14 protein-coding genes are annotated in these 13444 nt (G+C 62.7%); 4 read left to right on the top strand and 10 right to left on the bottom strand.

All coding sequences use genetic code 11. From position 1 onward, the window contains the following. Positions 1 to 5: 5 nt before the first annotated feature. Genes BRPE64_RS27425 through BRPE64_RS27400 form a run of 6 tightly spaced genes read right to left on the bottom strand, consistent with a single transcriptional unit; the run spans position 6 to position 6655 of the window. Positions 6 to 842 (bottom strand): FAD binding domain-containing protein, encoded by an 837-nt coding sequence (locus BRPE64_RS27425; protein ID WP_016348234.1) that lies wholly within the window; start codon positions 840 to 842, stop codon positions 6 to 8. Continuing rightward, positions 839 to 3271, bottom strand: a complete 2433-nt coding sequence (locus tag BRPE64_RS27420) for a xanthine dehydrogenase family protein molybdopterin-binding subunit (protein WP_016348233.1) — start codon at positions 3269 to 3271, stop codon at positions 839 to 841. Before BRPE64_RS27420 ends, BRPE64_RS27425 begins: the two co-directional genes overlap by 4 nt. 22 nt (positions 3272 to 3293) lie before the next feature. Further along, positions 3294 to 3803: an aromatic-ring-hydroxylating dioxygenase subunit beta gene (locus BRPE64_RS27415; RefSeq protein ID WP_016348232.1), complete on the bottom strand. Its 510-nt coding sequence runs from the start codon at positions 3801 to 3803 to the stop codon at positions 3294 to 3296. Then, on the bottom strand, positions 3804 to 5096 hold the full coding sequence (locus BRPE64_RS27410; RefSeq protein ID WP_016348231.1) for an aromatic ring-hydroxylating dioxygenase subunit alpha: 1293 nt from the start codon (positions 5094 to 5096) through the stop codon (positions 3804 to 3806). It lies immediately after the preceding gene. After that, positions 5083 to 6327, bottom strand: a complete 1245-nt coding sequence (locus BRPE64_RS27405) for an NAD(P)/FAD-dependent oxidoreductase (protein WP_016348230.1) — start codon at positions 6325 to 6327, stop codon at positions 5083 to 5085. Before BRPE64_RS27405 ends, BRPE64_RS27410 begins: the two co-directional genes overlap by 14 nt. 22 nt (positions 6328 to 6349) lie before the next feature. Next, positions 6350 to 6655 carry a non-heme iron oxygenase ferredoxin subunit gene (locus BRPE64_RS27400; RefSeq protein ID WP_016348229.1) on the bottom strand — a complete coding sequence of 102 codons (306 nt, stop codon included), beginning with the start codon at positions 6653 to 6655 and terminating at the stop codon, positions 6350 to 6352. Between the two features lie 189 nt (positions 6656 to 6844). On the opposite strand from BRPE64_RS27400, the gene BRPE64_RS27395 reads away from it, so the two are divergent. The 4 genes from BRPE64_RS27395 to BRPE64_RS27380 all read left to right on the top strand — a co-directional run bounded on the left by BRPE64_RS27395 (position 6845) and on the right by BRPE64_RS27380 (position 10533). Next, positions 6845 to 7747: a DMT family transporter gene (locus BRPE64_RS27395; protein WP_016348228.1), complete on the top strand. Its 903-nt coding sequence runs from the start codon at positions 6845 to 6847 to the stop codon at positions 7745 to 7747. 6 nt (positions 7748 to 7753) lie between these two features. Further along, entirely contained in the window at positions 7754 to 8659 is a 906-nt protein-coding gene (locus tag BRPE64_RS27390; RefSeq protein WP_016348227.1) for a LysR family transcriptional regulator, read from the top strand. Between the two features lie 99 nt (positions 8660 to 8758). After that, positions 8759 to 9412, top strand: a complete 654-nt coding sequence (locus BRPE64_RS27385; RefSeq protein WP_016348226.1) for an HAD family hydrolase — start codon at positions 8759 to 8761, stop codon at positions 9410 to 9412. Continuing rightward, positions 9409 to 10533 (top strand): alanine racemase, encoded by a 1125-nt coding sequence (locus BRPE64_RS27380; protein ID WP_016348225.1) that lies wholly within the window; start codon positions 9409 to 9411, stop codon positions 10531 to 10533. Before BRPE64_RS27385 ends, BRPE64_RS27380 begins: the two co-directional genes overlap by 4 nt. Before the next feature lie 20 nt (positions 10534 to 10553). On the opposite strand, the gene BRPE64_RS27375 is transcribed toward BRPE64_RS27380, so the two are convergent. The 4 genes from BRPE64_RS27375 to BRPE64_RS27360 all read right to left on the bottom strand — a co-directional run bounded on the left by BRPE64_RS27375 (position 10554) and on the right by BRPE64_RS27360 (position 13325). Then, the gene (locus tag BRPE64_RS27375; protein ID WP_016348224.1) at positions 10554 to 10835 is read right to left on the bottom strand and encodes a DUF3325 domain-containing protein; all 282 of its coding nucleotides are present in this window, start codon (positions 10833 to 10835) and stop codon (positions 10554 to 10556) included. Continuing rightward, on the bottom strand, positions 10832 to 12409 hold the full coding sequence (locus BRPE64_RS27370; protein ID WP_051180585.1) for a PepSY-associated TM helix domain-containing protein: 1578 nt from the start codon (positions 12407 to 12409) through the stop codon (positions 10832 to 10834). Before BRPE64_RS27370 ends, BRPE64_RS27375 begins: the two co-directional genes overlap by 4 nt. 47 nt (positions 12410 to 12456) lie before the next feature. After that, a complete protein-coding gene (locus tag BRPE64_RS27365; protein WP_016348222.1) occupies positions 12457 to 12744 on the bottom strand; it encodes a DUF3649 domain-containing protein in 288 nt (95 codons plus the stop codon). A 320-nt stretch (positions 12745 to 13064) separates the two neighbouring features. Beyond that, complete coding sequence (locus BRPE64_RS27360; protein ID WP_044043757.1) at positions 13065 to 13325, bottom strand: hypothetical protein; 261 nt, start codon at positions 13323 to 13325, stop codon at positions 13065 to 13067. Positions 13326 to 13444 lie beyond the last annotated feature (119 nt).

The following is a 13444-nucleotide window of genomic DNA, read 5'->3' as shown; positions in this document are numbered from 1 at the left end:
TCTCTTTAAGCCTGGTTCACGTTCGACACGCCGAACGCCTGTGCGAGGCAGCGCTCGAGCGCCGCCGCGTGAATCGAACGGTCGATGTCGTCTGCATTGGGCATCGCGTTTGCAACAGCTTGCGCAAGCGCATCGCCGGTTGCCGCGGCCGGGCCGCGTTGCGCGATGTGCCGCGCGAGTTCGTCGAGTGCGGCCGGAGGACCGTCGAGCGCGCCGAGCACCACGCGGGCAAGACCCGTTCGCGCATCGAAGGCAGCGGCCGCGCTTGCGTGCGCGAACTCGCCGGTCTTGCGGCACAACTTGTAGTAACCCCAACGCAGCGTCGTGCCGAGCCTCGGCAACAACACGGCGGTGATGATCTCGCCTTCGTCGAGCAGCGTCGTGAATGCGCCGAGCATAAAATCGCTTACGCGCACTTGCCGCGTGCCGTCCGCTTTCGATAACTCCAGCCGCGCATCCAGTGCCGACAATGCAAGCGGCCAGTCCGCAGCGGGATCGGCATGCGCGAGACTGCCGCCGATAGTGCCGCGATTGCGAATTGCCCGGTATGCGATGCCCGCCGCCACATGTTGCATGAACGGATGACGCAGCAGCGCATGCTTGCCGTCTTCGATTTCGGCATGCGTGACCGCAGCGCCCACGCGAACGAACTCGCCCGCTTCGGCGACGCTACGCAAGTCGGCGATGCGCGATACGTCGACGATGCGGCCCGGACGCGCAAGACGCAGATTGAGCATCGGACCCATCGACTGGCTGCCGGATATCGGCTTTGCGCCGCTCAATTCCTTTAACGCTTCGGGCAACGTTGCTGCCATCACATAGTCGAACGCTGCGGCCTTCATTCCGCCACCTCCGGACTCAGCTCCCGCTTGCTCGCAGCTTGCCTGGCCTTGGCCGCTCCGATGGCCGCGAGCAAACGACGCGGCGTCAGCGGCGTTTCCGACACGAGCGCACCGAGCGGCGTGAGCGCATCGTTCACCGCATTGAAGAGCGCGGCCGGCGGTGCGATCGCGCCGCCTTCACCCACGCCCTTGGCACCGAACTCCGTATAGGGCGAAGGCGTTTCCATATGAATGATCGTCAGCGACGGCAACTCCGTCGGGCCGGGCAACATGTAATCGGCAAGTGTCGATGTGAGCGGCTGCGCGTTGTCGTCGTAAAGCGTTTCTTCATAGAACGCCGTGCCAATGCCTTGCGCCGTACCGCCGATGGTTTGCCCCTCGACGACCATCGGGTTGATCATGCGGCCGCAATCCTCGACGATCACGTAATCGAGAATCTCGACATCGCCGGTCTTCGTATCGACGGCTACTGCCGCAGCGTGCGTCGCGTAGCTGAACGCGCCGGTATCGACCTTCGGCTTGAAGCCTTGCGTCGCTTCCAGACCCGCGAGACTGACGCCCGCAGGCAAACGTTCGGGCCGCAGATACCAAGCCGTCGCGATGTCCTCAATGCTCACGCTGCCCTTCGCACCGACTACGGCGCCATGTTCGAAACGCACCGCTTCCTGTTCTTCACCCAACAGATGCGCACCGATAAGGAGCAGACGCGGCACGAGCTCGCGGCACGTCGCGGCCACCGCACCGCCCGCCATCACGATGCTGCGCGACGCATACGTGCCCGTGGAATACGGCGTGAGCGCGGTATCGCCATGCACGACCTTGATCTTTTGCAGCGGCACGTCGAGCACTTCGTTCGCGATCTGCGCGAGCGTCGTCTCCATGCCTTGTCCGTGCGAATGAATGCCCGCGCGCACTTCGAGCCCGCCATCGGCGGTGATGCGCACGGTCGCGAGATCGTAGCCCGGCACGACCGGCAGTCCCCATGATGCGAACACGGCCGTGCCATGCGCGGATTGCTCGGTGAACGTAGCGAAGCCGATGCCGACAAGACGCCCGTCCTTCTCGCCCGCCTTCTGCCGCGCGCGCCACTTCGGCACATCGAGTTGCGCCACTGCGCGCCGCAGGCTTTCCTGAAAGTCGCCGCTGTCGTAATGCTTCTTCACGACGTTGGTATAAGGCATGTCCGCGCCGCGCACGAGATTGTCGTGACGGACTTCCCACGCTTCGCGGCCGACTGCGCGCGCGATCGCATCCATCGTCAGTTCGATCGCGAAGCACACGCCCGTGCGCGCCACGCCGCGATACGGCAGAAAGCCCGGCTTGTTGGTCGCCGCGCATTGCGTGCGGCATCGATAGCCCGAGAAATCATACGGACCTGGAAGATTGCCGAGCGCCTGACCCGTTTCGAGGCCTATCGTGAAGGGCCATGCCGAATACGCGCCACCGTCGATCAGCAGTTCCGCATCGAGCGCGAGCAGGCGGCCGTTCTTGTCGGCATACGCGGTGAGTTCGTAATGATGCTGGCGCGAGTTCGCACCGGCGATCAGATGCTCGCGCCTGTCTTCGATAAAACGGAACGGCCGCTTATAGGTCAGCGCGAGCCACGCAATGCATAGCTCCTCCTGCTGCAGCACGCACTTATATCCGAACGCGCCGCCGACATCGGGCGAGATGACGCGCACTTGCGCATGATCGATACCCAGACACTGCGACAGCACCGTGCGAATCATGTGCGGCACTTGCGTCGACGTAATGACGACAAGTTGCCCATGCGTGTGGTCCCAATACGCGAGCACGGCCTTGCCTTCCATCGGCACCATGCACTGACGCGCGAGATCCACCTTCTGCCGCACGACGACGGGCGCATCCTTCGCACGCTCGTCGAAATTCACATCGGCCTTGAGGTCGAGAAAAAGATTGTCGGTCCAGTGATCGTGCACGCGCACATCCGTGCGTTCTCGCGCTGTAAAGGCATTCGCGAATGCGGGCAGTTCGTCGAGATCGAGTTCGATTTCCTCGGCGATGTCTTCGGCCTGCGCGCGTGTCTTGGCGAAGCACATTGCGACCGGTTCGCCGACGAAACGCACCTTGCCCGATGCAAGCGGCGGATGCGAAGACGCCTTGTACGACGGCAGACTCGAATCCGCGACGATATCGCTCGCGCCCTGCATGTCATCGCGCAAAATCACTTGCGCCGCAAAACGCTCCGGCTTGCCGATGCGCACGATACGCGCATGAGCAACGGGACTGCGCAGAAACGCGACTTCCTGCAAATCCGGAAACGTATAGTCGGCGACGAAGCGGCCTTTCCCATGCAGATGCCGTTCGTCTTCGCGACGTCTCACGCGCGCGCCGACACCCCCGCTCTCGACCGGCGCTTCCGCATGTTCCGTGCGTTCCGTGTGTTCCGTACCTTCCGTATGACTCATGCACACTCTCCGGGATCGGCGCTCAAACGGGGTAAGCGAGATCGTTGGCGATCATCGCCGTATCGTAGACCGCCTGTCTTTCCTTTAGCAGAAGAACGTTACCATTGCGCGCGAAGCGATCAAAAAGCCTGCCCGCCTGATGCAACGTGGTCGCGCCTTCGACGAGCGTCTGCAGCAGCATGTAATTGCTCTGCGCGACGATCTCCTCGTCATTCGCGTTCAGGATGCGCACGTTCGAGACGAAATGCAGCATCTGGCGCGGCGCGAACATCTGCGTGCGCGCGATTGCCACTGCACGGTCGCGCAGCATGTTGCGCCCTTCCGCATACACGAGCCCCACGGGAAAGCCGTTGGCCGCGTTTTCGTACTCGGTCACGCGATAGAGGCAGTTCTCGGTAAAGAACTCCGGCCAGCGCTCGATGTCGCCGCTATCCAGCGCCGCGCAATACTCGGCATGAAAATCCTCCACCGCGGCGCGCGCGATCAGCGCCTGGTCGTGCGCGATGGGCTGCTTCTCGAATCCTGGCAACATCTAGAACTCCATGACTTCACGATAATGTTTGTACATGGCGCGAATGGCAGCCTCGGAGATCAGGTTGTCCGCCGTGCCGATCTTGTCGCCGTCGAGCTTGATGATGCTGCGGTCGCTCGCCGAGCGGCGCACGCCTTCCTGAACGAACTTCATCGCTTCGTTGTCTTCGAGACCCAGAAAACCGGACGGTCCCATCAGATTGCCCTGGCGCAAGCGGTGCCGCACCATCTCGTCGCTGTCGTCCTCATAGCCGAACATGGTCCACAACATGATCATGCTGTTCGGGCCGTTCGGCACGATATGACGCACGCCGAGCGTATTCATCTCGCGCTGCACGATCAGGTTCGGCCAGATGGTCTGCATCGTGACGGACCATTCGGAATCGAACTCCTTGATGAACTCGAGGAAGCGCTCGTCGCGCAGCGTCATGCCATCGTGAAACGAGCGCATCTCCTTCTTCTTGTCTTCGTCGATGGTCGCATAGAGCGAATCGCTTTTCGCCGATGCCATCGTGCCGTGGATGCCGTACTTGCTGTCTGCGACCATCGCCGAGCGATTGCCCGCAACGAGCAAACCGAACACGACGAGAAACGAGTGCAGCAGCGTCGCGTGATACGGGTCCTTCAGGTTCTCGTGATACATCTTCCAGTTGCACGGCAACTCGTTCTTGTAGAAGCCGAGCACGCGCAAGGGCTTGCCGTTGAACACGGCATCGAAGTCCGTCAGGATCTCGGGCGTGAGATAGTCTTCGAGCGGCTCCATGTCGTGCGTGAAAGACGCGAACACCACGCCGTTGCGCGTCGCGACCGCGAGCTTCTTCAGTCCGTGCGCGTCGGTGCGAAACTCCTTCGGCATGCCGCCCAGCTTGTTCACGCCGCGCCGGAACGGCACGCCCTGAAGATTGCCCTTCAGGTCATACGACCATTGGTGATAAGGGCACACGAATTCCTTGTTATTGCCGCGGCTATGACGACAAAACTCCGCGCCGCGATGCGCGCATCGGTTCTCGAACACGTTGATCGAACCATCTTCCGCGCGCGATACGACGACCGGCGTCGGCCCGACATACGAACGCTTGTAATCGCCGGGATTCGGCACTTCGGCTTCGAGCGCGACGAAGTTCCAGGTGCGGCCATGAAAGATCCGTTCGACTTCGCGTGCATAGACTGCCTCGCTCGTGTACACCCAGTCCGGGATGCATTGCAGCCCTTCGTCCGGCCACGCGAGCCCTTCTATCGGCGGATTTTTTGCTTGCGGCGTATGAGCGCCGATGATCGTTTCAGACGAGTACACCTTGATCTCCCGATTGTGTTGAGCGAGTCAGCCGTTCGAGCTGGCGCAACTTGACGTTGGGGTCGGCGAGCAGGCCGGCATCGACCGGCGTCGCTTCTTCGACGAGCCGTCTGATCGCACGCAGCTCGCCGCCCTGATTGATCGCGAAGGCCTGAACGATGACGCTATCGCGCAGTCCCATGAGCACAGTCTTGCCGTCGGCGCCCGCGCGTTCGATCCATCCATCGACGGGTACGCCGGGCATGCCGAGCATCTGGATATTCCAGTCATATTGATCGGTCCAGAACCACGGTGTGGGCGCATACCGCACCGCTTCGCCTGCGATATTGCGCGCCGCGACGATCGCCTGCTCCTGCGCGTTTTGCCATGATTCGAGACGCGTCGCCTGATCGTTCGCGCCGTACGGAAAGTTCGCGCAATCGCCGGCAGCGTAGACGTCCGCTGCGGACGTGCGGCAATGCCGGTCCACGACGATACCGTTGCTCGTCACGATGCCCGCCGCCTTCGCGATGTCATCGTTCGGATGCTGGCCGATTGCGATCACGCACAAATCAAAGTGCTCCGCGCCGACTTGCACGCCTGTCGCATGTTCCTTGACTTGCAGTTCGTGCGCACCGAACACGAAGCGCACGCCGTGATGTTCGTGTTTGACGCGCAGACGATCCGCAAGCAACGGCGGCAACGCGCGGCTCAACAAGCTCGACGCCGTTTCGAAGACGCTCACGTCGAGACCACGCGTGCGCGCGCTGGCCGCGAATTCCAGACCGAGAAAGCCGCCTCCTATCACCGCAACCGAGCGTGCTGTTGCGAGGCGCGCGCGCAGTCGCATGGCGTCGTCGAGCGTGCGCAGATGAAACGTGTGCGGGCCATCGGGCACACTGGGCAAGCGGCGCACGCGTCCGCCGGTCGTGAAAAGGCAATGGTCGTAACGCAGCTCGCCGGTTCGTTCGAGCATGGCCACATGTCGCTGCGTATCGAGTTGCAGCAAGCGATCGTTGAGCCATTCGATGCGCGCCTCGCGATACAGATCGGCCGCATGCACCCAGCCTTTGAAGCAATCGGCATCGTCGTGTGCGGTGAGCACGTCTTTCGACAGCGGCGGCCTTTCATACGGCGCATGACGTTCATCGCCGACGAGCACGATACGTCCATCGAATGCGGCATTGCGCAACGCCTCGGCCGCGCGCGCTCCCGCTTGTCCCGCACCGATGATCAAAACGGTCTGCGTCATTCTTCGCTCCGCGCGTTCGATATCAAAGATCGACGAAGACTTCGCCGCCTTCCACCTGCACGCCGTACACGCGGATCGGCTGCGTGACCGGCGCGCATTGCGCGGCGCCCGTGCGGATGTCGAAACGCCCCTGATGCAGCGGACATTCGATGCAGCCGTCCTCCATATAGCCGTCGCTCAACAACGCGAACTGATGCGTGCAAACGTTATGCGTGGCGTGGACTTCGCCGTCGAGCAGATAGAGCGCGATGCGCTCCTCGCCGATCGTCACGCCGAGCGGCTCGTCTTCCACGAGATCGGCGAGTTTCGCCGCGAACTTGAGAGCCATCTGTCGCCCCTTCGAAAATTGCTCAGTATGCTGATGAACCTGATGGACGTATGCTAGCAGGACTTTTCGGCGAGTCAACCAGAACAAAAATAGTGGCTTTCCCGTAGACGATGGAGCGAGACGCGTCCGCCGCGCCGTCCCTCACCGGCTATGCGATGATTCGAAGCTCCGTCACGATCTCATCGCGTCATGCCCACCACGACCGCCACGCGCGCCGCCCACCTTCCTCTCGCAAGCATTGGCTTCATCCTTGCTTCGATGTTGTGTTTCGCCATTGTCGATACGCTCGCGAAGGCCGTCGCCCTGCACTATCCGGCAAACGAACTGACGTTCTTCCGGATGCTGTTCGGCCTCGTTCCTGCCTTCGCGGCGTGCTGTTTCGGCGACCGCTCCGTGATCGATCGCGTCCGGCGTCTCGACATCAAGGGACAGACCTGGCGCGCGCTCACGCTGCTCGGCGCGTCCGGCTTCTTCTTCGCGGGGCTGCCCTACATACCGCTCGGCGAGGCGGTGGCGATCGCCTACTCGGAGACGCTGCTGGTCGTCGTGCTCGCGCCGTTCATCCTCAAGGAGCATTTGACGACGCGCGCGGCGGTGGCCGCACTCATCGGCTTCGTCGGCGTGTTGCTCGTCGTGCGTCCGGGCGGCGGCGAATCGAACTGGCTCGGGCCGGTGCTGTTGCTTTCGAGCGCACTCTGCGGCGCGCTGTCGATCATCCAGATCAAACGCATTCGTCCCACAGACGATTCGCGCACCACGGTGTTGTTCTTCACTGCCGTGGGCACGGTCGTGACGGCCTGCACGCTCGCATTCAGCTGGAAGACGCCGACGCTCGACGCCCTTCTGCTCATGGCCTTGCTAGGCGCGCTTGCAACCGTCGGACAAATTCTGATGACGGTCGCGTTCCGGCGCGCCGATGCAGGCACGCTCGCGCCCTTCAATTACACGAGCATCGTGTGGGCGGCATTGTTCGCCTACATCGTGTGGGGCGAGACGATCGCGCCACTTTCGCTCGCGGGCATCGCGCTGATCGTCGGCAGTGCAATCGCGGTCGCATTGCAACGCAAGATTCCCGAAGGACCGATCGCCTGAATCACGATGACCGATACCGCAGACATTCGCTTCCTCCTCACGATTCAACGAAGCGGCAGCCTGGTCGCGACGGGCCGCACACTCGGCGTGTCGCCATCGGCCGTCTCGCAACGCCTGCAGCAACTGGAGAAAAAGCTCGGCACGCGTCTGATCGACCGCACCGCGCGCAAACTACATTTCACCGAAGAAGGCGCGTTGCTGTGCCAGCGCGGCGCCGATTTGATCGAGCAATTCGACGCGCTCTTCGATGAACTGCATACGCGTCGCGGCGGTCTCGTCGGTGCGTTGCGAATCAACGGGCCGCTCGGTTTCGGTCGGCGTTATCTCGCGCCGGTCGTCGCGGATTTTCAGCGCGATCATCCCGATGTCGATATCTCGCTCACGCTGTCCGATCAGCCGTTGACCGAGACGGCCGATCGTTTCGATGTCGTCGTGCATATCGGCGAGTTGCGTGCGTCGAATCTGATCGGTCACGCGATCGCGCCGAATGCGCGCTTTCTTTGCGCGTCGCCTGCGTTAGTCAGGCGCTTCGGCATGCCGGAAGCGCCGCAGGATCTCGCACATCTGCCGTGCATCGTGCTGCATGAGAACAGGGAAGATGCGTCGCTCTGGCACTTCAGCAAGGGCCGCACGAGCACGAGCGTGAGAGTCGCATCGAAGCTCGGTTGCAATGACGGCGACGTGATCCGCCGCTGGGCGCTCGAAGGACGCGGCATCGTCCTGCGTTCGGAATGGGACGTCGCCGACGACATCCGCAAAGGCACGCTGGTGCGGCTCCTGCCATCGTGGAAAGTGCCCGATGCGAACGTCGTCGCGCTCACGCGCAACCGCGCCGGATTGCCGCGCAGAACCCGCGAATTCATGCAGTATGTGCAGTCGCGCTTCAGACCTCATCCGCCCTGGCGCGAGTGATGATTCAGTCTGACTGAATCATGAAGTTAGCGAAGCTTAATCGAGCCCGACCTATAATCGGCACCATGGCTTCAGCAAGCTCGTCATGGAACAGCAAACGTGAACGATACGACATCGCACTATCCCAAGGCCGTTCTCTTCGATCTTCTCACCGCGTTGCTCGACTCGTGGACGCTATGGAACGAATCAGCCGGTTCGCCCGAGCATGGCCGGATCTGGCGCGCGGAATATCTGAAGCTCACATACGAATGCGGCGCGTACGTCGATTATGAAACGCTCGTGCAGCGGGCCGCGCGTAACGTCGGCTTGCCTGAACGCGCTGCCGCTTCGCTGCGGCAAAACTGGCAGACGCTCCAACCGTGGCACGGAGCGCAAGAAGCGCTCGAACGATTGCAACCGCACTGCAAGCTCGCGGTGGTCACCAATTGCTCTATTGCGCTTGGTCGCGAGGCTGCATCGATTCTGCCGATTCGTTGGGATGCAATCGTCACAGCCGAAGAGGCCGGTTTCTATAAGCCGAATGCGCGTCCTTATCTTCTCGCGCTGGACAAGCTCGGTATCGCCGCGCACGATGCAGCCTTCGTCGCGGGATCGAGCTACGACATGCTCGGCACGGCGCCTTTAGGTTTGCGAACGTATTGGCACAACCATATAAGCCTTGCGCCCGTTCCGGGCAGCACGGCCCCTGATATCGAATCTCCGACACTCGAAGCCCTTCCCGACTGGGCAAGCCGCTTCAACACGACATCATGAATCTCGACCAGCTCGATACACCCGCCGCCATCATCGATATCGCCGCCATGCAGCGCAATATCGATGCAATGCAGACACGCATGAACGCGCTCGGCGTGAAGTTCCGTCCGCATGTGAAGACGACGAAGTGTCTCGACGTCGTGCGTGCGCAGATCGCGGCGGGCGCGCAAGGCATCACCGTGTCGACGCTCAAGGAAGCCGAGGAATTCTTCGCGGCGGGCATCACGAACATTCTCTATGCGGTCGGCATGGTGCCTGCAAAACTGCCGCGCGCGATGGCACTTAAGAAACGCGGTTGCGCGCTTACGATCATCGCGGACAATGCGGCGGCGGCATCGGCGATTGTCGAGTTCTGCAAGGCGGCCAACGAAACGTTCGATGTGTGGCTCGAAATCGATACGGACGGACATCGCTCCGGCATCGCACCCGACGACGATGCGCTCATCGCTATCGGGCGCATTCTTCAGGAAGGCGGAATCGGCGTCGGCGGCGTGATGACGCATGCCGGTTCGAGCTATGAACTCAACGACCCCGAGGCGCTCGCCGCACTCGCCGAACAGGAACGCGCGGGCTGCGTGCGTGCAGCCGAACGTCTGCGTGCGGCGGGCATCGCGTGCAAGAGCGTAAGCATCGGTTCAACGCCGACCGCGTTTGCCGCAAGGCACCTCGAAGGTGTCGATGAAGTGCGCGCCGGCGTGTATGTGCTCTTCGATCTCGTGATGGCGAACGTCGGCGTATGCGCGACGAGCGACATCGCATTGAGCGTGCTTGCGAGCGTGATCGGGCATCAACCGGAGAAAGGCTGGGTCATCATCGATGCAGGATGGATGGCGATGAGCCGAGACCGCGGCACGTCGAAGCAAGCGCACGACTACGGCTATGGTCTCGCATGCGCGCTCGATGGCACGCCGCTCGCAGGCTGCACGCTCATCGGCGCGAATCAGGAGCACGGCATTCTTGCCATTGAAAATGCGGATGACATCGCGCGGCGCTTTCCGATCGGCATGAAGCTGCGCATTCTGCCCAATCATGCATGCGCGACCGGCGCGCAATATCCCGAGTATCACGCGCTCGCGAGCGACGGCAGCACAGTTGTATGGCCGCGCTTTCACGGCTGGTGATGACACGGGCGTTCAGTCCATCAACGCGCCGATAACCGCTGACGGATAACGAGCGCGCCGAACACGAGCCCCGCTGCAAGACTCGTGCAGCCGCTATAGCTGACGAGTCCGAGCGCCCAGCCTTCCTCGCCGACGATGAACCGCAGCGCCAACACAAGACCGCACCAGCCCGCGATACGAAACCCGCGTGCTTGCCCTGCACGAAGCTCGCGCCCGAACACGACTTCATGATGGCGTTCCATCGACATAGCCAGAAACGCGAATGCGATGACGCAGAAGACGATGGTCAAAAGATGCGTCACACGCGCTCCTCTTCACGCTGCGCCGTGGCGACACTCGCCGCCGCGCGCTTGTCCAGACGTTTCATGCTCGGACGATGTCGCGCAACGCGCAAGGCCAACACGGCATGCAGCGCGGCGAACGCCCACATCATGAGATCGAAGCCCGCGAAGACCCAATCGCCCTGTGCGACGCTGCGCCACACAGGCCGGTTCGTCGTGAGCGCGTTGAGCACGGGCAGCAGCGCGAGCATCGCCGTGGCAAGCCACAACAGTTCGATCCACGCGCGCTTCGCGGGCCGCGCGATCGCGTAAAGCAACGTCGCGCCCCAGATCGCGAAGAACAGGTTGATCTCGGCGTTATCGCGCGCGGCAATGCCGGCCGGCAGCAGACGATTGCCCCAGAAGAAGCCCGTCATTGCGACCGATAGCCCCGCGATGCTCGCGATATTCAGACGCTCGACCACGCGAAAACCGAAGTAAGGCCGCGCGGGATCGGGCAGCTTCTGACGGCGCTTCACTGTCCACATGACGAGGCCCGTGCCGACCATCGCCGTGCCCGTCAGACTGACGATGAAATACAGCCAGCGCAATTGCAGATCGCTGAAGCGTCCAAGATGCAGCGCGTACAGCACGCCGCGCGTTTCGGCCGCGCCGCCGACGCCGTCCTTCACGTCGATGAGTTTGCCCGTCACGCCATCGAAGAGCATGTATTGCGGGCTCATCGACACGCGCGACGCCTCGCCGCGCGAAACCGCGACGCGCGCCGTGCTGTCGCCGGGATTCGTGATCGTCACGCGGCCGACCTTGTCGCGGCCCCAGCGGGCTTCGGCCTGGCGCACCATCGCATCGACGGGCGCGAGTTCGGCTCTCTGTCCCGACGGCTTGCCGGGCTGGATGAACGCGCTCAGTTGCGATGTCATCGTCTGGCGCCCGGCCGGCGTCTTGAACGCGGTCTGCGCGCCCCACGGCATGTACATCGCCATCAGCGTGACGAGGCCGGTGTACGTGATCATCGCGTGAAACGGCAGGCCGAAGACGGAGAGCGCGTTATGCGCATCGAGCCACGAGCGCTGCCCCTTGCCCCAGCGAAAGGTGAAGAAGTCCGTGAAGATTTTCTTGTGCGTGATGACACCGCTCACGATCGCCACCAGCATGAACATCGTGCAGAGTCCCGCGAGCCAGCGGCCCCACAGCACCGGCATGTAATAGAACTGGAAATGGAAGCGATAGAAAAATTCGCCGCCGAGTGTTTGACGTGCGCTCGTGCGCTTGCCCGTCGCCGGATCGAAGCTCGCTTCCTCGAAAGTGCGCTTGCCGTTCGCCGCGCCCGGCGTGCGCCAGAACGAACCGATCACGCTCGTGCGCCCGTTCGGAAGATCGAAGCTCCATTGCGGACTGCCCGCGGCGATCGTGCCGAGCGTCGCCGCGACGCGCTGCGCCACGAGCGCCGGATCGGCGACTTCGCGCTGCTGCGGCTGCTCGGGCCGCATCCATTGCGAGATTTCGTCCTTGAAGTAGCTGACCGTGCCGGTGAGGAACATCGCGTACAGAATCCAGCCCGCGAACAGGCCGGCCCAGATATGCAGATCCGACATCGTCTGGCGAATGCCGCGGGCCTTCGGCTGCGCGCGCCGTGCAGCCTTCACGATGCGTTCCCCGCCGTCCAGACGTTCCACGCCGCGAGCAACAACGGCAACGCCGCGACGAGCAGCCCGCACCATGCGCGCCGCGCGCTGCGCACCGCGAACACCCAGATCACCGCGCACACATACACGATGAAGCTCGCGAGCATGCCCGTCAGCACGGCTTGCGGCTTGCTCATCGGCAAGACGAGCGCGGCCACGCTGGTGAGCGCGGCGAGCGCATAGCCGCCGAAAATAGCGGCGACGATGCGCGAGACCAGCGGCCCGTGTCTGCCGATGACGCGCATGGGGCCGGCTTCCATCGCCGTGGGGTGTGTTCTCAAATCGGTTCCTCAAACTACGGCGCGGTCACGAAGGCGACGAAGCCGGTCGTTCCCGTGGGACGGAATCGCGATGCTGGCGCGTTCGCCGCGTCGAATGATGCCGGCGCTGTCGTGACGATGCCGCCGTTCAGGCGCGGCCGATGTGGAAGAGGCCCAAACCGTGATGCGTCGTCTTCATCCGCCGAATGGCGAAGTCGCGTAAATGATAACGATTATCAATAACAGCGACGGACGTTGTCAAGCGACGCTTAAATGAGCGATGCGGGAGCCGGGTCGGGTGCGGCTTATTCCTCGCCCGTCACCCATTTTCTGGTGGCGTGATAGCCGCGCTTCGACGCGTCCGCGACGGCGTGGCCCGCGGACTTCGCGCCGTTTCCGACCGCGTGAGCGGCGTCGCGGGCGGCATGGCCCGTCTGCCGTCCGGCCGACTTGACGTCTTCCTTGAACTCGTGCGCGCCCTCGGCGAGGCTGGCATGCGCGAGCGGACTCAGCGCAGTGAGCGCAACGAATGCGATAGGAAGGATGAGAGGCGTGATCTTTTTCATGCGCCCGATTTTCGCACACTGCGGCGGCGTGGCGCGGCGTCGCTCGGTCAACGAATCGCTCGAAGCGGCATTCAAGAAAGTGCGCGCGACTGCCGTAATCGAAGAGACATTCAGCGCGT

Source organism: Caballeronia insecticola (assembly GCF_000402035.1).
Classification (GTDB): domain Bacteria; phylum Pseudomonadota; class Gammaproteobacteria; order Burkholderiales; family Burkholderiaceae; genus Caballeronia; species Caballeronia insecticola.
Note: the sequence above shows the minus strand (reverse complement) of the source record. Positions and strands in the feature narration are given on the sequence as shown.

What these genes read in the sequence shown, in the direction of transcription:
- BRPE64_RS27425 (WP_016348234.1), bottom strand. Translation starts at nt 842, where the DNA reads ATGAAGGCCGCAGCGTTCGACTATGTGATGGCAGCAACGTTGCCCGAA.
- BRPE64_RS27420 (WP_016348233.1), bottom strand. Translation starts at nt 3,271, where the DNA reads ATGAGTCATACGGAAGGTACGGAACACACGGAACGCACGGAACATGCG.
- BRPE64_RS27415 (WP_016348232.1), bottom strand. Translation starts at nt 3,803, where the DNA reads ATGTTGCCAGGATTCGAGAAGCAGCCCATCGCGCACGACCAGGCGCTG.
- BRPE64_RS27405 (WP_016348230.1), bottom strand. Translation starts at nt 6,327, where the DNA reads ATGACGCAGACCGTTTTGATCATCGGTGCGGGACAAGCGGGAGCGCGC.
- BRPE64_RS27400 (WP_016348229.1), bottom strand. Translation starts at nt 6,655, where the DNA reads ATGGCTCTCAAGTTCGCGGCGAAACTCGCCGATCTCGTGGAAGACGAG.
- BRPE64_RS27395 (WP_016348228.1), top strand. Translation starts at nt 6,845, where the DNA reads ATGCCCACCACGACCGCCACGCGCGCCGCCCACCTTCCTCTCGCAAGC.
- BRPE64_RS27390 (WP_016348227.1), top strand. Translation starts at nt 7,754, where the DNA reads ATGACCGATACCGCAGACATTCGCTTCCTCCTCACGATTCAACGAAGC.
- BRPE64_RS27380 (WP_016348225.1), top strand. Translation starts at nt 9,409, where the DNA reads ATGAATCTCGACCAGCTCGATACACCCGCCGCCATCATCGATATCGCC.
- BRPE64_RS27370 (WP_051180585.1), bottom strand. Translation starts at nt 12,409, where the DNA reads ATGTCGGATCTGCATATCTGGGCCGGCCTGTTCGCGGGCTGGATTCTG.
- BRPE64_RS27365 (WP_016348222.1), bottom strand. Translation starts at nt 12,744, where the DNA reads ATGCGCGTCATCGGCAGACACGGGCCGCTGGTCTCGCGCATCGTCGCC.
- BRPE64_RS27360 (WP_044043757.1), bottom strand. Translation starts at nt 13,325, where the DNA reads ATGAAAAAGATCACGCCTCTCATCCTTCCTATCGCATTCGTTGCGCTC.